This window comes from Sedimentibacter sp. LTW-03, from assembly GCF_052059825.1.
Classification (GTDB): Bacteria; Bacillota; Clostridia; order Tissierellales; family Sedimentibacteraceae; genus Sedimentibacter.
On the sequence record NZ_CP197180.1, the window covers coordinates 2,345,347 to 2,367,782 of the forward strand.

Genomic DNA, 22,436 nt, shown 5'->3' on the forward strand with positions numbered 1-22,436 from the left:
TCCTTTTTAATTATTAGCTATATTGTAATCGTTTTTAAAATAGTCTTCAGTTTTTTCTTTCACAACTTTTAGCAGTAAAAGTACAGACACTACATTAACGAGTACAGCAAAACCATTTGCTATATCAGTCAATGCAAAGATAAAATCCGAACCAGCCTTTGCACCCGTAAAACATAAAATTAAGTAAATAATTCTATATGGCATTATAGCTTTAGTGCCAAATATATACGTTATACTCGTTTCTCCGTACCAACTTGCACCCAGCAATGTAGAATATGCAAAAAGTGCAATTCCTATAGTCACAACACTTTCTCCGATTATTCCCAAGTTAGCAGAAAATGCTTTAGCACTAAGAACAACACCACTATAGCCACTGTTCCATGCTCCTGTGACAATAATTATCAAGGCTGTAAAAGTACAGACTATGAAAGTATCAATAAAAACTTCTGATATACCGTATAATCCCTGCTCAACCGGATGTTTAACCTTAGCAACAGAATGTGTCATAGGAGCCGTTCCACAGCCAGCTTCATTAGACAATAACCCTCTGGCTACTCCATACCTAATAACCATAATCATAGTTGAGCCCAAGATTCCTCCTGCAGCTGCTTGTCCAGTAAATGCATCTTTAATTATAAGAACAAAGGCGGCAGGTATGCTTTTAATATTTAGCACAAGAACAATAATACCTCCTATACAATAAATAAGGGCCATAGCCGGCACAAGAATCGATGTAACTTTGGCTAATCTTTTAATTCCTCCAAATATTACTAATCCTGTTAATACAGTAAGCAACAACCCTGTTATCATTGTAGGTACATTAAACGAAGAATTCATCGCACTAGCTACAGAACTGACTTGCATCATATTAAGGCTTACAAGTGATACTAGAATCATAAATACAGCAAATATTCCCCCTGCCCATTTTGCATTTAGAGCATTTTTAAAAACATATGATGGTCCACCGCGCCACAAGCCGTCATTGCCTTTTTCTCTGTATGTTACCGAAAGAACGATTTCTGAATATTTTAAGGCCATGCCGAATATTGCAGAAACCCACATCCAGAAAACCGCTCCGGGTCCTCCTGCGGCAATCGCAGTTCCTACACCTGCTATATTACCAACACCTACTGTTGAAGCAAGAGCAGTAGAAAGAGCCTGAATAGAAGAAATATTTCCTTCATTTTCATCAGTTTCCTTTTGTTCTTTTCCCATAAATGCTTTGAATGTTCTAGAAAGAGCCAGTCCTAATTTTTTTTGCACTCCTCCAGTTACAATTGTAACTACAATTCCCGTACCAAGCAACGCAATTAATACCCACTTACTCCATAATTCATTGCTCAAAATGTTTGCAAAATTCATAACTTGTTCCATTTTACACCTCTCTCTGCAAAATTATCCGTAATATAATTTTTTAATTTTGATAACGTTATCCTCGTGATTGATCAATTAATTTATTATAAATGAAAATTATGATATTATAAATTATTAATATTGTCCTATTATTTATTATTATTGACTTTTTAATTATGACTTTTACTAATTTAGTATATGAATTCATTAACAAAAAAAGATGCAACCAAGCATATATGCTAGACCGCATCTTATTTTTTGTTCTGGGTACAAATTTATTTATATCAAATAATTCCTTGGCTTTTCAAAATAATTTCAGCAACAATTGCAGAGCCAATAAATGTTCCAAACATTACGCAACAAGCTACAAGTATACCCTTCCAACCGACTTTTTTAAATTCTGCCCAGCTTCTTCCCATTGAAATCCCAGAATAGGCAAGCACAGGCGTTGCAAGAGGCAGCATTTGTATTTTGCTTGTATATTCAATTACAGCATTGGATACAGGACTGGCAGGTATGGAAATTAATAGTCCCAATATGCTAATATAAACAACCGATGGTATGTTCATAGGAATAACATCCGCTAATGTGACACCTATAAGCGCAACTACAAGCAGAATTAACATTCCGGGGAGGCTTTCCATTATCCCCATATCGTAACCTGCAAAATTACCCAATATACTTATAAAGGCAATAATTAATAGAATCAACAGGTATTCCATAAATTTTTCCGTTGTAAAACCTTTAGTCATATTATCATCTCCTATTTATTGTTTTCCGAATTTGCAAGTTTCTTCCTTCGTTCGAAAATTGGTTCAAGCTTTCTATATAAGAAATTACTCATTGGAATTGCAACAAAGATTGACATGTATATACCGTCAGCTGTTGATAAAAGGTTGCTCATTCCAGCAAAAGCAGAAATTTCTGTTGCAATGTCCGGGAACATTTCTACCAGCGGTGCTGAAGAAGCCGCCATCATGCTTCCACTTCCTACTCCTGTAGCCATTGCAATAGCATATGGATGCAAAGATGTGAATGATGCTAGTATACTAGACAAAAGTCCCATAAATATTGTTCCGACTAATGTACCTACTATGTATATAATCATTACACCTCTTCCTTCAGGTGAACTGAGTCCATATTTTGAAGCAATGAGTCCAACGTTTGGCTCTCTTGCAATGGAATGACACATACCAATGCTTTCTCTCTTAAATCCTAGCATTAATGCAATGGGTAAAGAGATTAATATAGTACCAAGGTTACCTAATTCCTGCAATATAAGTGCCGGGCCTGCATCTATAACCGATTGAACGGCAGCACCACTTTGAACTCCTACTTTTGCAATAAAAACACCTATGCCTATTGTTATAAATTTTTCGGCCAAAGGCGCATGTTTTTCATTAATAAAAGTTACAGGCTTTAATAAATATAGAATCAGCCCAAATGCCATTGAATATAATAGAGGAAGGAACATTATTGACCCAGGCCCTAATGGTATTTTTACTATACCAATAATTTCAGAAATAACACAAACTACTAAAATTGTTAAATGTAACTTCCAATCATATATGTTAAATGATTTATCACTCACAGTATCACTCCTTCTTATTATTTATATAATCAAATCCTTTTAGCACCATGTTGCTCATTACAGCAGATGCGTTAATAATAGCTCTATCATCACCGTCAAATTTTGGACTATGCCAAACATGATTAATATCTTTTTCTTTGTTGCCAACACCTAGCCAAAAGAAAAAACCAGGTATTTTTTCAGTAAATATAGAAAAGTCTTCCCCTCCTGTTGAAGGAATCGGATCAACTATTAATTCTTGTCCTAATACTTCAACTGAAGCTTCATACGCTAAATCAGTTAATTCGTTTGAATTAAATACAGCTGGTAAATCAAATATATATTCCAACTCGCTTTCAACTCTATATGCTTGTGCTGTGCTTTCTAATACTTCTCGTATTCTTTCAGATAGCATTTTTCTTACACCTGCATCAAAGCTTCTAACCGTGCCAGTAATCTCAACCAGCTCAGGTATAACATTGTTTGCGGTACCCGAGTGCAACGTTCCAAAAGATATTACAGCAGACTCTAATGGGCTTACATTACGACTTACGATAGTCTGTAAATTCATTATAACGGCTGCCGCAGCAACAATAGGATCCCTTGTAGCATTAGGCAGCCCCCCATGACCACCTTTTCCTTTAATTTTTATTCTGATTGTATCAACAGAGGCCATTAGCCCCCCTTTTTTTATGGCTATTTTACCCCATGGTATTTCAGGATTGTTGTGAAGTCCAAAAATCATATCAGCTTTTATTTTAGTAAAAATTCCTTTTTCAACCATTAACTTAGCACCCTTATTCAGCTCTTCAGCCGGTTGAAATATAAATATAACATTTCCCTTTAATTTTTCTTTTAACCCTGATAATATGCACGCGGCTCCAATAACAGATGCAGCATGTATATCATGACCGCATGCGTGCATAACACCATTAACCTTGGATTTATAAGGCACATCATTCATTTCCACTATAGGAAGAGCGTCAATGTCACCTCTCAATGCTATAGTGGGACCATCACTGCATCCTTCAAGATATCCTATTACTCCCGTTTCCATTCCAATATCAATTATCTTAATCCCTAAGGATGTAAGCTTATCTTTAATCTTCTTGGTTGTCCTAAATTCTTTAAAACTTAGCTCCGGATTTTCATGCAAGTCTCTTCTAAATTTTATTAATTCATCGCTGTATAATTTTTCTAATTCTTTAATATTATCCATCTTTTTTCCTTCCATTCAATTTTAGAAAATTACTTAACCATCAGGCATATATTACCCCTCTCTTCACTAATTTTGATAACGTTATCTTTTGATCAATCAATATAACTGTTATTATAAAATGTTTTTACAGAAACTTAAATTCTCAATTTAATCATATTTTTTACCGTTATTGACATTTAGTAAAAACTCTTAGCTGTTTAATTTTATTTTTTTATAGAATAAAATTATACGCTAAGAGCTATTATTTATTATAAAATCGCAATAATATACGAACTAAAACCATTATAACCTAGCCAAAATTACTTATGTGTCTGCATGTATAAAGCCGGGGTTGTCCCTGTATGAGTTTTAAATTTTTTATAGAAATTATTTAAGCTGTCATATCCTGTAATTTCAGCAACTTCTTTAATGCTATATTTTCCTTTATCAAGCATATTAATAGCTTGTTTAATCCTTACTTCGTGTATGTATTCGACGGTTGTAACTCCCATAAACTTCTTAAACAATCTTGATACATGGCTTGGGGATACATAGAATTCACTTGATAATTTCTGCAAGTCGATTTTTTCTGCATAATTTATGTTTATGTATTCAAGTATATCGTTTAATGTATCATTGTCTGTAAATTTCCACCCCACGGCTCTGGTTATTGATTGCAAAAGTTGTTTGTATTCAATAGGCTTAAGCAATATATCCTTAGCGCCCAGCCTTAAGGCGCGCTGAGCATATTCAAAGGAATCATATGCCGTAATAACTATATAATTATTGTCCGGGGCGTTTTCTATTACTTTAAAACCATCCATGAATGGCATGATGATATCCAAAAATACCAAGTTTACTTTATTATTTTTTAATAGTTCCAATGCCTCTTTACCGTTGCATGCTGTTCCAACAATTGATATGGGTAGTTTTTCCTTTTTAATAAAATAACGTATTATATTAGCTACTGCAGGTTCATCATCTGCTATTATTGCATTTATCATACTATTCCTCCTCGAATAAAACAGGTATTATTACAGAAACCTTTGTGTTATCTTTTGTGCTGGATGTTATATTCATACTGAACTCATCACTGTAAGCTGATTTTAACTTTTCATATATAAATGACAATCCATGCCCAGTATTTCTATACAATCCTCTGTTTACTCTATTAAGGGTAATGTCATCTAAAAGCACACCATTATTTAATACAACTATTTTTGCTTTATCTTTAACTTTTTCTACGGAAATTTTTATTAACTTTTTATTATTGCTGGGTATAAACCCATGCGTAAACGCATTTTCCACAATAGGTTGAATGAAGTTAAATGGAACTTTAATGTTATCCATGCCTTTTTCAATATTATATAAAACCTCTAGATCATCTCCATATCTTAACTTCTGTAAATTAAGATATGTTTCCAGATATTCTATTTCAGACGTTAACGTCACAAACCTTAAATCAACGGTCATGGTATACCTGAACATTTTTGATAGGTCAATTATAGAATTATATAAACAGCTTCTATCTCCGGTTAATGCCATACTTGCAATTGAATTTAAAGTGTTAAAAAGAAAGTGGTGATTAATTCGTAAATTTGTAACTTTATCATTTATTACGTACAAATTATTTTTAAGAGTTTCGTTTCTTCTTATTTCTTCTTTTATATCATTATCCTTTTTTTCAATCATCATCCTCGATTCATAAAACGAACAGTAACTTGTAATGCTTTTAGCAATTTGTTTAAGTAAACTTTTTATTCCAATAACTGTACTTTCAGGAGAATCATATAAATCGTCATGTTCGTTTGTTGTATAATCAGATACAAGAATATGTCCTCCGCTTATAGTCCCGAGCTGCAATCCGTTATATATAATAGGATAACTGAAAACTGTAAGACCATATTCGCAAGTAAACTGTGTTACCTTGTCCAATTTATCGAAATTTTTTTGAATCATGCAGCTACAAGATTTGCTGTTGCATGCAGGATTGCACTTTGCAGTACAATAGCTGGAGAACTTTCTGCTTTGAATAATAATTTCTCCCATATCATCGTAAATCGTAAACGGAAGGCTTATTGACTCAAGCAGCAAGGTTGTTATTGCCTCAACTGCTGAATATATAATATTAACTGAGACCAAACTGGCTGTTCTTTGATTAGCATTAAGATAATCCTCTTCAAGTTTTATGCCTGAATCATAACTCACAGGTCTAGATATTACCAGCTCCTTAAGGGGCACAGAACCTGTGTTTATTGTTTCATGAACTATATCAGGCTCCATATAAAAGCACATATCTTTACTAATATATTTTTTTTCTTCGTTTATATAATAAATTCCGTCCCCTTCAAGTATATATATAAACTGTTCAATACCATAATGAATATGTTTCAGCATACGTTTACCTTGAAGCAACGAAGTTATTCCTACACTAAAAGAAGACGCGGCATCCTCCTTGCATTTATGCAACCATTCGATGTGTCCCCACTCTGTTTTCTGAATCATATATTGAGCTCCTTAACCTATTAATTAAAAATTTCTTTGCAATCTCACTATTAGAGATCATTTTATGATAACACTTTTTGAAAAAATAGTAAACATAAGCCAAGTCTTTCTTAATTAACTTCCATTATAAAATACCATGAACGCATCATCATACTATCAAATTTGACTGTTTTTTTATTATTTTTGACCTTTTGGTTAATGGTTAAGATTTTTGCTTGCTAGTATAAACATATCCATAAATTATAAAAACAGTATCCGATATTTTAGCTTACCAGATACTGTTCTAAAAATATATTGTTCCTAAATAAATATGAGAACAAAAAAATTTTACACAACCAAAACAAAATTTATTTAAATTTTACAACATCATTATTTTTACGAAAAACAATGAATTAAAAAGGAAATTTAATTATCATATCATCAGAAAAAAATATTTCATAACATATTATTGATGTGGAAGAAATTCTATTGCATTTCCTTCATTAATAATCATATTTAGAGCATCTTCAGTAATTTTCATATGTTTTTGCATCTCTGTTTGAGCTGCGCCTACATCTTGATTACAAATAGCAGCATAAATACGTTTTTGATTTTCAATATAAAGTGATTTATCATCATAAAATACAGCCAAGTTTTCGCGGTATTGTTCAACCATATTGCTTAAAAGCCGAAGAGTGGAAACAAGTAGAGGATTCCTACTCATCTCGGCTATCTTTGAATGAAATTTTGTTCCCCATTGTATCCAACAACCTTTAGCAAGTACTTCCTCTCTATACTTTTTCGTAATTTCTTCTAGTTCTTCAAGCTCCGACGTATTTCTTCTTTCGGCCGCCAATCCAGCAGCCAGAATCTCCAAAGGTGTACGAAGTTCCATAATCTGAGCAATTGTAGCACGGGCTTTTGTTTGCAACGTACCATCGTTTCCTATAACAGTATTCATAGCTTTTGGCTGCAAAAAAGTTCCTTTTCCCGGTGTAGATGAAACCACTCCATTAATGCTCAGTGCCTTCATAGCTTCACGAATGCTGGTACGGCTTACTTTAAATAGCTCAGCAAATTCACTTTCAGTTGGAATCTGATCACCAGATTTCAAATCATTATCTTTAATGTATTGCAAAATAGATTCTACAACCTGTTCAGACAGAGATTGGCGCCTAATTGCCTTCACAACAATGTCCTCCTCTATTAGTTATTTTGATATTCACTACAGTTATTATGCATCAATACTCACCCACGATAAGAGTGTTATTCAAAAATTGCAAATATAAACATAGTATACATATAGGTTAATTATAACATATATTCGCATTTTAAACTATATTTTTATTATCCATCCTTTTTCTCTCTTATTATTGTTTTAATAATTCTTCTCTAACTTTTTTAGCTGTACACGTACTAGCTAACCCTCCTACAGTAGCACACTTTAACTCTTGAGGCAGCCGTTTTTCAACATCGACTAAAGCATCAATGACTTCGTCCGGCGGAATAAAGCTGCGAATTCCTGCCAATGCCATATCAGCTGAAATAAATGCATTGGCTACTCCTACAGCATTTCGTTTAATACAGGGAATTTCTACAGGACCTGCAATTGGATCACATACCAATCCGAGTAGGTTTTTTAGACATAACGCCATTGCATGAACCACTTTTGCAGAATCATTAGAAAATAAGCTAACTATACCCGCGGCTGAAATTGCACTAGACACTCCTATTTCTCCCTGACAGCCGCCAACAGACCCAGAAAAAGACACTTTTCGATTTGCCATTATAACACCCATAATACCACATACAAAAAGTGCATTTATGATTTTTTCATCTGAAAACCTATATTCCTCCAGTAAAGTAATAAAACAACCCGGAACAATGCCTGAAGAACCTGCAGTAGGTGCTGCCACAATTATACCCATAGATCCATTATACTCCATTACACCAAGAGCCCTTGAAACAGCTAAAGGCACAATACCACCGGAGATTAATTTTTTCTCATTTACAGCTTTTCTTAACAAACATGCATCCCTACCATTTGCCAACCCATACAATAATTTATTTGGTTTTTCTCCCTCCAAAACTGATTCCTTCATTTTTGTTAGATGCTGAAACATTCGATCACGAATACTTTTTTCAGAGAATCCGGTTCTTGATGCCTCATACTTTACGGCAAGTTCTGCTATGGTAAGTCCACTTTGCTGTGCCTCTTTGCACAAATCTAAACAGCTTTGATAGCTTTTTTCATTCGGCAAAGATATACCATAGTCAATAATCGGATGAACAACTTTAAACTCCATAACACCTTTTAACTTATGCAGCTGTGATAGCAATACTTCTGAAGGCATAGTTGAAAATGTTAAGCATGTAACGAATCCTTTCTGTCCTTTTCCTGATTGAATTTTGCCCTTAATTCCCGATAAATTTAAATCATTATTACTCCAAATAATAACATGATATGCTTCAGGAACAATCTCAAGAAGAACATCGTCCACTGAATTAATAATAATACTGCCACCGCCAACAGATGTACCTACCACCGTAACAACTCTCCCGTCCTTGCATCCAACAATAATACGAGCTGTATTTTGAGGGTACATTCCCTCAGGCAGAAAATCAACTTTTGTTTCTATCCCTTGATATCGCGCTAAAGCAATAGCATCTCTGATTTTTATATCACTTTCACTTAAACCGATAACGCCACCAATTAAAGCTGCATCTGAGCGATGCCCCGAGTATGTTGTTTGCAGCTTTGGACTGAATTCTATATGCACATATTGAATATTTTCATTTACAATTCTGTTAACCATCATTCCAATCCTAACCATTCCAGCAGTGTGTGAGCTGGAAGGCCCAATCATAATTGGTCCTATAATTTCAAAAATACTTGTACTCATATATATCCTCCTTAATTTAACGTAACTCTATAATGCCTTGTGAAAATTCAAAAAACTAGCATATACAAGCAACTAAATCAAAAGACAAGAAAGCCGCTTAATTATGCGGCTTTTTTGTACACTTAATAAATTTACTTTATACTATCTACAACAGATTCAAAATATTCAGAGCCATATTCCTCTGCAATCACAGGCCAAACAGCCTCACGTACAATATGTGCAAATTCACTCAATTGTTCATCTGTATATTCTACAACAACGGTGCCGCTATCTCGCAGCTTTTGTTCATACTCAGAAGTTTCAGCTTCTGCAACTTTCCATCTTGCTTCCTGCATATTATTTGCAGCAGTTTGAATTGCATTACATTGATTATCACTTAAGCTATTCCATTTATCCGTATTGATATACATATACCATTGTTCAAAGTGATCATTAATAGGGAGATAGTATTTTACCAAACCAGATAGATTTCCATAATACATTTCAGCGCCCGCTCCAATAGCCCCATCTACTACACCAGTCTGGACTGAAGTAAACATTTCAGAAGATGGTAACGGAGTTGCCAAGTACCCAAGTGTTGTTGCAGTCTTTTCAAAAGTAGTCATAGATGGCACCCTAATCTTAATGCCTGAATGCGCTTGCGGATTAGTTGGGTCAACAGGATCCACATTCAATGCAATACCTCCAAAATATAGCGGGTATGCTGCCAAATAAGTCATATTATATTCAGCTAATTTTTCTTTATAAATTTCAATCAAAGAACTTCCTTCCGAAAACATTTTTTTAGCCTCATCCCAAGTGCTGCAAAGATATGCAGCATTAGACATAGCGAAAACTTTATCCATATTACTACCAAGACTGGCAATTTGCATATCAACATCGCCTATGCCAACTCGTTCTTGGACAGTTGTATAATCGCCTAGCTGGCTAGCAGGATAAATTTCAAACTCCAAGGTACCTCCGGAAAGTTCTGTAGCTTCTTCAGCAAAAGCCTTTATTGCCAAATCCGCTGAAGAACCTACTGGTCTAATATGTGCCAAAGATAATTTAACTGTCTGTTCTTCATTCTGTTCTACAACTTCATTGCTGCCTCCACAGGCAACCAAAGATACTAACATAACTAATACAATAAGTAAAGCAAAAAACTTTTTCATTATTCATTCCTCCAATTTTTAGGATTATTCACCTGTAATATCAAAGTCAACACCCAATCCCTGAGCAATGGCTCTCTCATAGAAAATACCTGCAACCGCAACATCCATAGCACCTGTACCAATAGGAATACAAATCATTCGTTTATCACTTATATCGCCAAGACTAACAGAACCATTAGCCAGTTCTCCAATTGTAGTTGTAATATCTTTTTCCGTAATCTTTCCTTGCTGGCTTAAATCCTTTAATGCCCCGCGGTGTAAAGCCTGTCCGATATGGTCAACAATAATCATATCAGACTTTTCAATAACTTCGTTTTCAATTTCTTGATAGGACCCCATCGGAAATATGACAGTTCCAGGCTTTACCCAATCTGCTTTAATAATTCGTTTCTTTGACTGAGTTACACAAATCACAGCATCTCCACAACAAGCATCTACCGGCTCCTTACAAATAATAATTTTACCATTTACAACTTCCTGCATTTCTGATTTAAACTTTTCCGACGCTATCGGATTTACATCGTAAACTCGAAGTTCTTCAATATCAAAGCATTTAGAAATAGCTAATGTTTGAGTACGCGCTTGCATGCCGGCACCATAAATACCTATTTTTAATTTCTTTTTATCTGTAAAAATGTATTTTAGCGCTACAGCTGTCTGAGCCCCAGTACGTAAATCCGTAATATATGCTCCGTCCAAAACAGCTAAAAATTTTCCTAATCGCGGATCTGCTAAAACAATAATTCCACATATGAAGGGAAATCCAGCTTTTTTTCTTTCGCCTGAAATTCCTCCCACCCATTTGATACCTGCTATGTCTTGATATCCAATATAAGCAGGCATTGCATTAAAGAATCCTTCATACGGAGGATAAGGGGCAGATTCACCCAAATCCAGCGTAACTTTTGTGGGATTAATTACTGTGCCATCAGCCAGCCCACAAAAAGTCTTTTCCACACTTTGGACAACATCATCCATGGTGATAAGGCGTTTAACATCATCGATAGCAAATATTTTTGTCATATCTTATCTCCTTTATATTTTTTAAATTCCATGTATAGGAATTATATAAATCCAAAAAGTTTTGGAAGAAACAGTGATAAATCAGGGTAAAAAGAAGTCAAAAATACAACTGGAACATACCCAAATATCAATAACTTCATTGTTGGACCAATAATATCCTTGAATTCACATTTGCCTATACGCATGCCTAAGTAAAGGATGCTGGCATATGGAGGTGTTATACCACCCATGGCCAAATTCACACCCATAATTGCAGCAAAGTGAATTGGAGAAATGCCAAGTTGCTGGACCAATGGCAACAACAATGGAGCACAAAGTAACATACCTGTAGAATCGTTTACAATCATGCCAACTAAAAATAAAAATATATTCATAAGAATCAAAATTACTACCTTATTTGTGGTAATGCTGAATATAATTTTAATCAGTGCTTGAGGAACTTGAAGCATGACAAACGTTTGACTTAGCATAAGACAAAATATTATCATTACCATTATTGATCCAATAGAGCAAATAGAATCAAAAGTCATTTGTTTAATATCCTTTAACTTCATTGCCTTATAAATAAAAATTCCCACAGGTATGCTATATATTGCTGCAACAGCTGCAGCTTCAGTAGGCGTGAATACACCGCAATAGATTCCTCCCAAAATTATAATTGGCATCATCAGAGCAGGAATTGCAGACACAGCTCTTTTTCCTGTTACTTCCATTTTTTCTGCAAAAGACATTGGAGGCATTAGTTTTAAATCAAACTTCCTGCATTCTATAAGGTTAATCAAACAAAATAACAACATAACTAAAATACCTGGACCTACAGTAGCTAAAAAGCAAGCAAGAATCGAAGTTTCTGTTATCCAGCCGTAAATAATCATAATAGCGCTGGGTGGAATTAATAGACCAAGCACAGAAGACACCGTCACCAATGAAGTCGCAAAGCCATTTGGATACCCTTGTTCCACCATTCTAGGAATCATAATAGGCCCAGTAGCTGCAACGCCTGTAAAACCACTCCCAGAAATTGCACCAATTACAGCACATGTAATAACACTTACAACTCCCATTCCGCCTTTAATACGCCCTATAAAAGCATCGCAAAGATCTAATAGCTTTTTTGCTACACCGCTGCCTCCCATATATGTACCTGCAAGAATAAACAACGGACTTGCCAGCAAAACAGTTCCTACAGACTGCGAATAGGCCCACAGCATCATGCTTTTCATTGATACATTGCCAAAAATACTCATAAAAAACAAAGCACCAGCAAAGCAATAAGGTAACGGAATACTAAGCATTAGAAGCATTACCAACAAAACAACATCTAGCCCCACAATAGTTAATGTACTCATAACCTTTTCCCCTCCTGTAAAAATATTATTAGATCTCTAATATAATCAATCATTTCAACTGTTGCAAAAAACAGCATAAATATGAGGCCGATAAACATGGAACTTTCGCCTAAAAACATCGGTATTCTTAAAATGTCACTTGTCTTCCATAGTTTAAACGAATACTGAAAAAACCAAAATGCCCAACGTGTCAACCATGCACATATAATAAAAGAAAAAAGCGCTTTAAATAGTTTGAATATTTTCATTGTTTTTTCCTTTTTTATATAAAGCGTTAAAATACCACACTCTATGTGACTACGTTTTTCTGATGCAACAGATCCCCCCATCATATAAAGCCAAATAATGAAAAATGTTAATAATTCCTCAATTCCCATTAACGGTGCCTTAAGAATATAGCGTAGAATTACCTGATAGGTAATGATAAGCGGAAGCGCTATAGCACAGATATAGCATATAAATCTTTGCACAGCGATAATCACTCGATAAATCCTTCTTAGTGCAGGCGTTTTAATACTCTTATAATATTCCATCTTGTCCTCCTCTCCATTCAATAAAGCCATAAATATTATTTAGCGTGATAGAAGTTTACTCCTGCTCTAATTGTTTTTCATAAAGCGCCTTACACAGCGCTAAGTCAGAACCAGCCATGCCCGTCTGAGCAAATTTTCCCATAAAATTCAGAGACATGTCAGCAGTGCTTCCAATAACGCCCTCATTTAAAGGTGTTTCAACTCCATCATATGCCATCATTGCACATTCCAATGCTATGCCAGCAGCAGAGGCAAGTTTCAATGCACAAGCCAAACGCGCGCCATCACAAACAACACCAAAAATGTTTACAATGGTATTATTAATAGCTTTGTTTATACATGCCAAATCTCCTCCCAACAGCATAGCTGCTCCGGCTGCTATTCCCTGAGATGCTGCTGTAACACACGCACACATGGAAGATACGCGTCCGATACGATTCTTGACACAAATCGTCATCAGAAAGCTCATAGCCAATGCACGAAGCAGCTGTTCCTCAGAACAATTCATGTCTTCCGCCATGCTGATTAAAGGAAGTGAAGCTGTAATTCCCACATTACCGCTTGTTGCACAGCTCATTGCAGGCAATGGATAGCCAATCATTCTTGTTTCGGCACCAGCTGCTGTAATTGCCTGAGCCCTTTTTATCATATCACCTCCCGCACGTTTTTGCATTGATATACCAAAACCTGCACCTTTTGCTTGGCCTGAAAGGCAAGCATTAGCTAATGCTTTATTAAGTTTTATAGCTTCTTTTATAAATTCTAAATCTTCTATAGGCGTTTTGGTAGCAAGTTCATAAAAATCAGCTATCTGATAATGAGCCATTACATCTTTTGTTTCATTCATTGAATTAATGCGATCAAATGGAATATTAACCTGTTTGACACCGTTTGCCTCACGATAAACTAAATTATTATGCGTTTTTAAAACAATAGCTCGTCCAGTGCCTTTGTCTGTTGTAACTATACAATCCATATAAAGTCCAAGAATATCCGTTTCCAAATCAGGTATAACTTTTACATTACCTTCCTTAGAAAAAGCCAGTGCTTTTTGTTCATCCTCATTTGTCACTTTATGTAAAACATTTAAACCTGCTTTTGCATCCCCTGCAAGCGCTCCCAGAGAAGCCGCCATTTTTAGTCCTACAACACTTGTACCAGGAATACCAACATCGCTATTTTTTGTTCCTATATGCCGGTCTACTTTAATTTCCACCTTCAGAGGATTACCTCCAACGGCAGTCGCTGCCTCTGCGGCTACATAAGAAACAGCCGTAGGACCAGTACATCCAAGAGCCGGTGTTACTTCTTTTCTTAAAATAGCATACAATTTCCTTTGCTTTTCATTCATCTGATTACCTCGATATAATTTTTTAGTGTTTATTTGTTTAAATGTATTATATTATGATAATATTACATTGTCAATATAATATTATTATAAATTAAAATAAAATTTCTAATTTAAAGAGTATTTGTATCCTTTTTTGTTAATTTCATTTATAACAAAAGATTTGACAATTTTGTCTAATCAGAGTAGACTAATAACATATTACAGTCTAATGAAATACGACAGGAGGTTTTCTTATGGATAAACTAGGAAAAAAACAAAAAGTTTTTGCTGATATTATTTGGGAGCATCAACCCATCGGATCTCGTGCTTTAACAGAAATTTGCGAGAAAAAACTGGGTTGGAAACGCACTACTACATATACTATGCTCAAAGGACTCTGTGAAAAAGGTATTTTTGAAAATCAGAATGGTACAGTTGTGGCTTTGATGAGCAAAGAGGATTTTGGAGCAACTCAGGGGAAAGAACTGGTAGCAGAAAATTTTGGAGGTTCATTGCCAAAATTTTTAGCTGCATTTACTCGCAGAAACAAGCTAAGCGATAAGGACATTGCTGAATTACAAAAACTAATAAATGAACATAAGGAGGAATAGTTATGATAGATAATTTATTTTCATCAGCACTGAACATGAGTTTTACAGCAAGTTACGTAATTCTATTTGTACTACTTGCACGGTTATTCCTCAAGAAATCGCCGAAAATTTTTTCTTACGCTTTGTGGAGTGTAGTTTTATTTCGACTAATCTGCCCATATTCTTTTGAAAGCGTATTGAGCATTTTTTCATTAACCGGTAGAACAATGGAGAACTTTCGCCCATTTTCAGATGAATTTACCACTTTTTCATCTATAATTGAAACGCCTGCAAATATTCCTGACGGCACTGTTATAGAAAATATTCATGCGGTTAATTCTGCGCCCGCGCTACAAAGTATCTTTACATTTGTTTGGCTGCTCGGAATTATGGTACTACTCGCTTACAGCATAGTTTCACTTTTAAAACTAAAAAGCAAACTCAAACGCGCCGTACATAGTTTAAATAATATTTATATTTTCGACGGTTTAAAAACCGCCTTTGTTTTGGGCATATTTTCTCCTAAAATCTATCTGCCAGCAGACCTTACTGCAAAAGAAAAAGAATATATCCTGCTTCATGAGCAAACCCATATCAGGCGTTTTGACCACGTTATTAAGATTATCAGCTTTTTGGTGTTATGCGTCCATTGGTTTAATCCGCTGGTTTGGGTTGCATTTTTTCTAAGTGCTAAGGATATGGAAATGTCCTGTGATGAAGCCGTTATCAAAAAGCTAGGCAATGATGTAAAAAAAGATTATTCAAATTCGCTCCTTTCCCTTGCAACAGGCAGACACATGATTTATGGCACACCTCTTGCCTTTGGCGAGGGGGATACAAAAGGCAGAATAAAGAATGTGCTAAACTACAAAAAACCAACCTTTTGGATAATTTTAGTGACAGTATTAGCTATTATTTGTGTAACTGTGGGACTTGTGAGCAACCCTCTTAAGGCTAAAATACGAATTAATGAAACCATTTATTATGAAAGCGGTGAAAACATAATGGAATTACCATATAATGCTTTTGAAATAGGCATTCTTGATAGTGTTCTTCACGGATTTAACAAAGAGTTTAATAGTAATTTTCAAGCGATTGGCTTAGATGCAAAATATGCAGGAAATCCTATTTATCAAGACCCAGAAAAGAAAAATACTATCTATTTAGAGGATTACACTGGTTACTTCATACCTTTCGTCAGTAAAGAAAAAGCCTACGATGTAAACACTTTATGGGAAAATCGCACCAAATACATCGGAGATAACTCAGCTGTTGGAAACATTATTTCGTCGCTTATTTTTCCAGAAAATATTATTTATGATGAATTTGAGTTATACACAGAAGGACACCCATATACAATCACCGTACACTTAAAAACTGATACAGAAACTCGCAACTTCTATTCTGGGTCATTACATCAACATATATTTACTCAAAATGCTGTTGTTATGTTTTCTTTAATTGAGAATGCAGAGATAATACAATTTGTCTTTAATGATGGGGTAAATTCAAATACATTCCAGTTAGCAAATGGTACAGCTTCAGCATTTTTAGGTGAAAACTATTTTGCAAGAACTGAGACTCGTGAGGGCCTTGAAAAAGTGATTAAGGACATATCTCAAAAAGTATTGGAACAAACAGAACAAATAAAACAGCAGCAAGTGAACTGATAGATCGAATGACATTTCGATCTCATATGTTAAGCCAAAACATATTGAACACATATCGTTCGAACATTCTGTAAAGAAAGTAATATTTGTATAAATAAAGCGTTTTGTTTACATCATTTTCTTTGCATGATACAATAATAAAAAATACAGGAAATAAATAGATGGTTTAGTAGAATAAGCATAATATCAAATCCTAATTTTACAACGATTGGAGGGTGCAATGAAAAAAGCAATACTTTCATTAATTTTAGTAACATCAATCGTATTATCAGCTTGCAACAACACCGATGACAACCATAATGGAATGATAATCATGCCCAGCAAATTTTCAGAAGAAACCCAAGAAGTATTAAAAATATTTGATGATGAAGTCGTATTTTTAGATTTATACAATAGATGAAACCGTAAAATTCTTGAATATCCCTTTGCCTTTCGTGCCTCTTCTATTGCCAGTCCGAAAGCCTTAAAATCAAACTTTTCTTTTGCTTTCTTCATAATATTTCACCCTATTACATTTTACCGTTCACCTGCGTGTCTTGGATATGATTACACGCATCATAGTATTGATAGTAATAGCGCATATTATTATTGATTATTAGACATGCAAAATCGGGTTGAAGTATAAAAAATTTCCAGTATAATTATATATAGGTGGTGATAAAATGTTTAGAATAGGTGAGTTTTCAAAGCTAACGCAAGTATCTATTCGTATGCTTCGATATTATGATGAAGCGGGGCTGTTGAAACCGGCAGAAGTCGATAAATGGACGGGACACCGAATGTACTCTGTAACTCAAATACCCCGTCTAAACAGAATATTGTATTTGCGTGACAGCGGTTTTAGTGTTCCTGAAATTGCGCTTGCACTTGAAATGGATGATTGTTTACTTCTTGAAACCCTTGACCAAAAGCGATTAGAAATTATGGATACTATACAAAATGAGCAGGAAAAACTACGGAAAATTGCGATTGCTAAAAGCGAAATACAAGGAAACAAAGGAGAACTTCATTACAACATTTCCATTAAATCAATACCAGAGTATCAAGTGCTTTCTTTACGCAGAATTGTTCCTACATACTACTCCGAGGGCGATTTATGGAATGAACTTTCTGCTTTTGCCAAAGAGCAGAAAATAGTAATGTCCAATCATACTTTTTCTGTTTATCATGACACAGAGTATAAGGAACAAAATGTGGATATTGAGTTATGCGTCCCTGTAAGTAAGCTATGCAAAAATATTGCCCCGTTTTCCTTCCATATTATCGAGCCAGTACCTGTTATGGCTTGCACAATGGTATATGGTGATTTTTCAAATATCAAAGGAGCGTATATTGCTTTTGCTGAATGGTTGCAAAAAAATAGTAAATATCGAATGTCCAACCCCATGCGGCAAATTGTGCATAGAGGATCGTGGAATGAGAGTAATCCAGCAAAGTACCTGACCGAAATTCAAATACCGTTGGAACTCCAAACGTAATGTCCTGCAAAAATGTAGGGCATTTTTATTTTCCCTCTTGTATCTCACATGATGTGAGGTATTATACTGAATTCACAACAGAAAATGAGGAGGTACGATATGAATTATTATCAATTAAAACCTATTGGAAAGGTAAAAAATGATGACAGCGGAGCATTTATTGAATTAGAACCGGAATATATTTCCGGACTGCAAGCATTGGAGGGATTTAGCCATATCAATGTAATGTGGTGGTTTAGCGAATGTGATAGTCAGGCAAACAGAAATATATTGCAAGCCGAACAGCCCTATAAAAATGCGCCAACAATAATGGGCGTTTTCGCCACAAGGTCACCCGCACGTCCTAACCCTATTGCTTTAACAACATCAGAAATTATCAACGTTGATTTTAACAAGGGAATTATTCGAGTTACTTTCATTGACGCGAATGATGGTACTCCCGTGCTGGATATAAAGCCATACACACCGAGCTTTGACAGGGTAGAAACGCCCGGTGTTCCAGCATGGTGCAGTGAATGGCCGAGAAGCACAGAAGCGTCCGGCTGCTTTAATTGGGAACAGGTATTTAATTTCTAAGGGGGCTTTATGAAACTACAGGATTTTGTTCAGAACAAACCGATACTTGAAACAGGGCAACTCTTATTGCGTCCACTACAATATGATGATGTTGCCAATTTGAAAGAATGGTTGAGTGACAATTCATTGTATCAATATTGGGGAAAACGTCCCGGAAAAAGTGACTTAAACCCCGAATTGCTATTTCAAAAAAAAGAAAGACCTACAAAGAGTTTTCATTGGGGTATTGTCCATAAAAAGGACAATAAAGTAATTGGCGAAATGTGGGTATATCTCATAGAAAATGACCGTATGGCAAAAGTAGCATTCCGGCTCTCTCCAATCTATCAAGGAAATGGCTTTATGACAGAAGCCTTAACAGAAGTAGTGATTTTCTGTTTTGAAAAAACAGAGCTACAGCGGCTATGGTCTGATGTTCACATTCTAAATATCGCGTCATATAGAACACTTGAAAAAGCAGGATTTAAGCGGGAGGGGCATATTCGGGACGGTAAAATGGTGAACACATATTGTGATTACTATTTGTATGGTATGACGAAAGCAGATTATATTGACATAACTGATAAAAAGCTACTGCCCAACGGTAAATAAAAAAACCGTTGTTGTGGCGGCGTAGTTTTCATGCGCCCATTTTATATTAAAATAGCTTAATGGCGGTTTTGAAATAACAATCAAAGCCGCCGTTTTTCTTTTTTCAAAGCAAGAGTATTAAAGTCGCCCTTTTTAAGGATACGGCGTTATCTTAGGAGGTATAGCCGTGAAAACTTTATATCGACAATATTTGACAATCAATAGTTTGTCAAAAAAAGCCTGTCCCCACCAACAGGATATTCCGGCTAACAAGATGAACTCACATATCAATATTTAATAGTCAACAAATCATTTTTGCCCGACTGGATTTTTTCAGTCGGGCTTTTTTGTGCTTTTGACGGTTTTCCGCCTGTGCCGGAGCCTTTCAAAATTTTGTAGCGCTTATCGTAAAAGCACATCCTTATGCTCCATGCACTATATCCGTAATGTTGTCATTGAACAGATCGTGTTGGATAACCTGAAAGAGATTATTGGATATGTTTCTGCTTACGAAAATGAATTTGTTCAGTTGGTAATGGAGACGGATGTGCGCCAAAGGAACAAGGACCTGGCAAAACATAAAAACGGCTGGTGGAAATCCAAACAAGGACAAAGGAACTGGATAATCTGTTTCAGCGTATCTATGAGGATAATATAAGTGGGAAGTTGTCGGATGAACGATTTATGAAACTTTCAAAGGGATATGATGCAGAGCAGTCCGATTTACAAAAAGAAATGGCAGAGTTACGAGAGAACATTCAGCAGGAGGAAAAGCAGAACGTCAATGTTGACCGTTTACTCTCCATTGTCAAGAAGTACACCCACTTAACGGAACTTACCCCTGAAATACTGCATGAGTTTGTGGATAAGATACTTGTCCATGCTCCCGATAAAAGCAGCGGGAGGCGGTTACAGGAAATTGAGATTATCTACAATCATATCGGGATATTCGACCACTCAAAGTTTACTCTTTGGAAAGGAAAAGCGGTATAGCACCTCAAATGCTATACCGCATATCCTAAATCTGAAAAACATCCTTACGAAACCCTTGCTAATACTGGGTTTGTGGTCTTATTATTTGGCTTTTTTACTATTCCCATTCAATAGTAGCAGGTGGCTTGCTTGTAATATCGTAAACTATTCTGTTTACATTATCCACTTCGTTTACTATTCTGGTTGATACTTTTTCAAGAACTTCGTATGGAATTCTTGACCAGTCGGAAGTCATTCCGTCTGTTGAGTTTACTGCTCTTAATGCAACTGTGTGTGAGTATGTTCTGCCGTCTCCCATAACTCCTACACTTCTGATGTTAGGCAAACAAGCGAAGTACTGCCAAATTTTATTCTGCAGACCTGCTTTTTTGACTTCATCTCTGAATATGAAATCAGCTTCTCTAACTATCTTTAATTTATCCTCTGTGATTTCACCCAATACACGGATTGCAAGACCTGGGCCAGGGAATGGCTGTCTTTCAACTACTTCTTCCGGTATTCCAAGCTCTCTTCCAACTTGTCGAACTTCATCTTTAAACAGTTGTCTTAATGGTTCCAGGAGCTCAAAATCTACGTCTTCCGGTAGTCCGCCTACGTTGTGGTGACTTTTTATAACAGATGCAGTTGCTGTACCGCTTTCTATAACATCAGGGTAAATTGTTCCCTGAACTAAGTAATCAATATGTCCGAACTCATCTTTTAATTTTTGTTTTTCTTCTTCAAATACTCGAATAAATTCTTCGCCAATTATTTTTCTTTTTCTTTCCGGTTCTGTAACTCCTGCCAATTTGCCGAGGAATCTTTCGCCTGCATTTACTCTGATTAGATTCATGTTAAACTTTTCTTTGAATACTTTTTCAACCTGATCTCCCTCGTCTTTTCTCAAAAGACCATGGTCAACAAATACACATATTAAGTTTGAACCGATTGCCTTGTGAACCATTACTGCAGCAACAGATGAATCCACTCCTCCGGACAAAGCACAGAGAGCTTTTTTATCTCCTACTTCGGCTTTGATTCTTGCTATGCTTTCTTCAGCAAAATTACCCATATTCCAATCTTTGCTTAACCCACATACATTGAACAGGAAGTTATTGATAATTTCCTTTCCTCTTTGAGTGTGTTCAACTTCTGGATGAAACTGAACTGCGTAAATTTTCTTTTCTTCATTTTTCATAGCACATATGTGGCATGTATCTGATTTTGCAGTTATTTCAAAATTTTCCGGTGCTTTTTCTATATAGTCTGTATGGCTCATCCAACACAGCGTATCTTGCTCGATTCCTTTAAACAGGTTATCGCCTGACATTATCTGAAGCTTAATTTTTCCGTATTCTCTAGAATCGGCTCCCTTTACCTTTCCTCCGAATTCCTGAGCTATAAATTGACCACCGTAGCAAATACCAAGCAAAGGAACTCCTAAATTAAATATTTCATTTGAAATGCTCGGAGCATCTTCAGCATATACGCTGGCCGGTCCTCCGGAAAGTATTATTCCTTCAGGTTTCTTTTCTCTTATTTTATCGATTGAAGATGTGTATGGCATTATTTCACAATACACATTTGCTTCTCTAACTCTTCTCGCTATGAGTTGACTGTACTGTGCACCAAAATCAACTATTACTATCATTTTTTTACTCCTCTTAGGTAAACGACCTTTAT

22 protein-coding genes are annotated in these 22,436 nt (G+C 35.6%); 6 read left to right on the plus strand and 16 right to left on the minus strand.

Features of this window, described 5'->3' with window-relative positions; translation table 11 throughout:
- Positions 1-6 precede the first annotated feature (6 nt).
- From ACS3UD_RS11720 to ACS3UD_RS11780, 13 genes are all read right to left on the minus strand, one after another.
- Positions 7-1,374 carry an alanine/glycine:cation symporter family protein gene (locus tag ACS3UD_RS11720; RefSeq protein WP_308139439.1) on the minus strand — a complete coding sequence of 456 codons (1,368 nt, stop codon included), beginning with the start codon at positions 1,372-1,374 and terminating at the stop codon, positions 7-9.
- Between the two features lie 263 nt (positions 1,375-1,637).
- Positions 1,638-2,105 carry a hypothetical protein gene (locus ACS3UD_RS11725; RefSeq protein ID WP_308139438.1) on the minus strand — a complete coding sequence of 156 codons (468 nt, stop codon included), beginning with the start codon at positions 2,103-2,105 and terminating at the stop codon, positions 1,638-1,640.
- 11 nt (positions 2,106-2,116) lie between these two features.
- Entirely contained in the window at positions 2,117-2,944 is an 828-nt protein-coding gene (locus ACS3UD_RS11730; protein ID WP_308139437.1) for a DUF3100 domain-containing protein, read from the minus strand.
- 4 nt (positions 2,945-2,948) lie between these two features.
- Positions 2,949-4,142 (minus strand): M20 metallopeptidase family protein, encoded by a 1,194-nt coding sequence (locus ACS3UD_RS11735; RefSeq protein ID WP_308139436.1) that lies wholly within the window; start codon positions 4,140-4,142, stop codon positions 2,949-2,951.
- A gap of 299 nt (positions 4,143-4,441) precedes the next feature.
- Positions 4,442-5,125: a response regulator transcription factor gene (locus ACS3UD_RS11740; RefSeq protein ID WP_308139435.1), complete on the minus strand. Its 684-nt coding sequence runs from the start codon at positions 5,123-5,125 to the stop codon at positions 4,442-4,444.
- A gap of 1 nt (position 5,126) precedes the next feature.
- Complete coding sequence (locus tag ACS3UD_RS11745) at positions 5,127-6,626, minus strand: histidine kinase (protein WP_308139434.1); 1,500 nt, start codon at positions 6,624-6,626, stop codon at positions 5,127-5,129.
- A gap of 445 nt (positions 6,627-7,071) precedes the next feature.
- The gene (locus ACS3UD_RS11750; protein ID WP_308139433.1) at positions 7,072-7,794 is read right to left on the minus strand and encodes a FadR/GntR family transcriptional regulator; all 723 of its coding nucleotides are present in this window, start codon (positions 7,792-7,794) and stop codon (positions 7,072-7,074) included.
- Between the two features lie 181 nt (positions 7,795-7,975).
- Entirely contained in the window at positions 7,976-9,508 is a 1,533-nt protein-coding gene (gene sdaAA / locus ACS3UD_RS11755; RefSeq protein ID WP_308139432.1) for an L-serine ammonia-lyase, iron-sulfur-dependent, subunit alpha, read from the minus strand.
- Positions 9,509-9,639: 131 nt separating this feature from the next.
- The gene (gene dctP / locus ACS3UD_RS11760) at positions 9,640-10,662 is read right to left on the minus strand and encodes a TRAP transporter substrate-binding protein DctP (RefSeq protein WP_213927295.1); all 1,023 of its coding nucleotides are present in this window, start codon (positions 10,660-10,662) and stop codon (positions 9,640-9,642) included.
- Positions 10,663-10,686: 24 nt separating this feature from the next.
- Positions 10,687-11,685, minus strand: coding sequence for an ornithine cyclodeaminase family protein (locus ACS3UD_RS11765; RefSeq protein WP_213927294.1), 999 nt, complete (start codon positions 11,683-11,685; stop codon positions 10,687-10,689).
- A gap of 41 nt (positions 11,686-11,726) precedes the next feature.
- Positions 11,727-13,034: a TRAP transporter large permease gene (locus ACS3UD_RS11770; protein ID WP_213927293.1), complete on the minus strand. Its 1,308-nt coding sequence runs from the start codon at positions 13,032-13,034 to the stop codon at positions 11,727-11,729.
- On the minus strand, positions 13,031-13,567 hold the full coding sequence (locus ACS3UD_RS11775; RefSeq protein WP_308139430.1) for a TRAP transporter small permease: 537 nt from the start codon (positions 13,565-13,567) through the stop codon (positions 13,031-13,033). Before ACS3UD_RS11775 ends, ACS3UD_RS11770 begins: the two co-directional genes overlap by 4 nt.
- A 55-nt stretch (positions 13,568-13,622) precedes the next feature.
- On the minus strand, positions 13,623-14,918 hold the full coding sequence (locus tag ACS3UD_RS11780) for an L-cysteine desulfidase family protein (protein ID WP_308139429.1): 1,296 nt from the start codon (positions 14,916-14,918) through the stop codon (positions 13,623-13,625).
- Positions 14,919-15,151: 233 nt separating this feature from the next.
- On the opposite strand from ACS3UD_RS11780, the gene ACS3UD_RS11785 reads away from it, so the two are divergent.
- Together ACS3UD_RS11785 and ACS3UD_RS11790 are read left to right on the plus strand one after the other, a co-directional pair.
- Positions 15,152-15,508 carry a BlaI/MecI/CopY family transcriptional regulator gene (locus ACS3UD_RS11785; RefSeq protein ID WP_308139428.1) on the plus strand — a complete coding sequence of 119 codons (357 nt, stop codon included), beginning with the start codon at positions 15,152-15,154 and terminating at the stop codon, positions 15,506-15,508.
- A gap of 2 nt (positions 15,509-15,510) precedes the next feature.
- Positions 15,511-17,157, plus strand: a complete 1,647-nt coding sequence (locus tag ACS3UD_RS11790; protein WP_308139427.1) for a M56 family metallopeptidase — start codon at positions 15,511-15,513, stop codon at positions 17,155-17,157.
- 186 nt (positions 17,158-17,343) lie between these two features.
- Here the strand turns inward: ACS3UD_RS11790 and ACS3UD_RS11795 are convergent, their stop codons facing one another.
- The gene (locus ACS3UD_RS11795; RefSeq protein WP_308139426.1) at positions 17,344-17,652 is read right to left on the minus strand and encodes a hypothetical protein; all 309 of its coding nucleotides are present in this window, start codon (positions 17,650-17,652) and stop codon (positions 17,344-17,346) included.
- Between the two features lie 167 nt (positions 17,653-17,819).
- On the opposite strand from ACS3UD_RS11795, the gene ACS3UD_RS11800 reads away from it, so the two are divergent.
- The 3 genes from ACS3UD_RS11800 to ACS3UD_RS11810 all read left to right on the plus strand — a co-directional run bounded on the left by ACS3UD_RS11800 (position 17,820) and on the right by ACS3UD_RS11810 (position 19,802).
- Positions 17,820-18,635 carry a MerR family transcriptional regulator gene (locus ACS3UD_RS11800; RefSeq protein WP_308139425.1) on the plus strand — a complete coding sequence of 272 codons (816 nt, stop codon included), beginning with the start codon at positions 17,820-17,822 and terminating at the stop codon, positions 18,633-18,635.
- A 99-nt stretch (positions 18,636-18,734) separates the two neighbouring features.
- Complete coding sequence (tsaA, locus tag ACS3UD_RS11805) at positions 18,735-19,211, plus strand: tRNA (N6-threonylcarbamoyladenosine(37)-N6)-methyltransferase TrmO (RefSeq protein ID WP_308139424.1); 477 nt, start codon at positions 18,735-18,737, stop codon at positions 19,209-19,211.
- A gap of 9 nt (positions 19,212-19,220) precedes the next feature.
- Complete coding sequence (locus ACS3UD_RS11810) at positions 19,221-19,802, plus strand: GNAT family N-acetyltransferase (RefSeq protein ID WP_308139423.1); 582 nt, start codon at positions 19,221-19,223, stop codon at positions 19,800-19,802.
- 266 nt (positions 19,803-20,068) lie between these two features.
- On the opposite strand, the gene ACS3UD_RS11815 is transcribed toward ACS3UD_RS11810, so the two are convergent.
- Positions 20,069-20,200, minus strand: coding sequence for a hypothetical protein (locus tag ACS3UD_RS11815; protein ID WP_308139422.1), 132 nt, complete (start codon positions 20,198-20,200; stop codon positions 20,069-20,071).
- 265 nt (positions 20,201-20,465) lie between these two features.
- Here ACS3UD_RS11815 and ACS3UD_RS11820 point away from each other — a divergent pair, with 265 nt between their 5' ends.
- Positions 20,466-20,774, plus strand: coding sequence for a DUF4368 domain-containing protein (locus ACS3UD_RS11820; protein ID WP_308139420.1), 309 nt, complete (start codon positions 20,466-20,468; stop codon positions 20,772-20,774).
- 97 nt (positions 20,775-20,871) lie between these two features.
- On the opposite strand, the gene guaA is transcribed toward ACS3UD_RS11820, so the two are convergent.
- Positions 20,872-22,404 (minus strand): glutamine-hydrolyzing GMP synthase, encoded by a 1,533-nt coding sequence (gene guaA / locus ACS3UD_RS11825; protein WP_308139419.1) that lies wholly within the window; start codon positions 22,402-22,404, stop codon positions 20,872-20,874.
- Between the last annotated feature and the right edge of the window lie 32 nt (positions 22,405-22,436).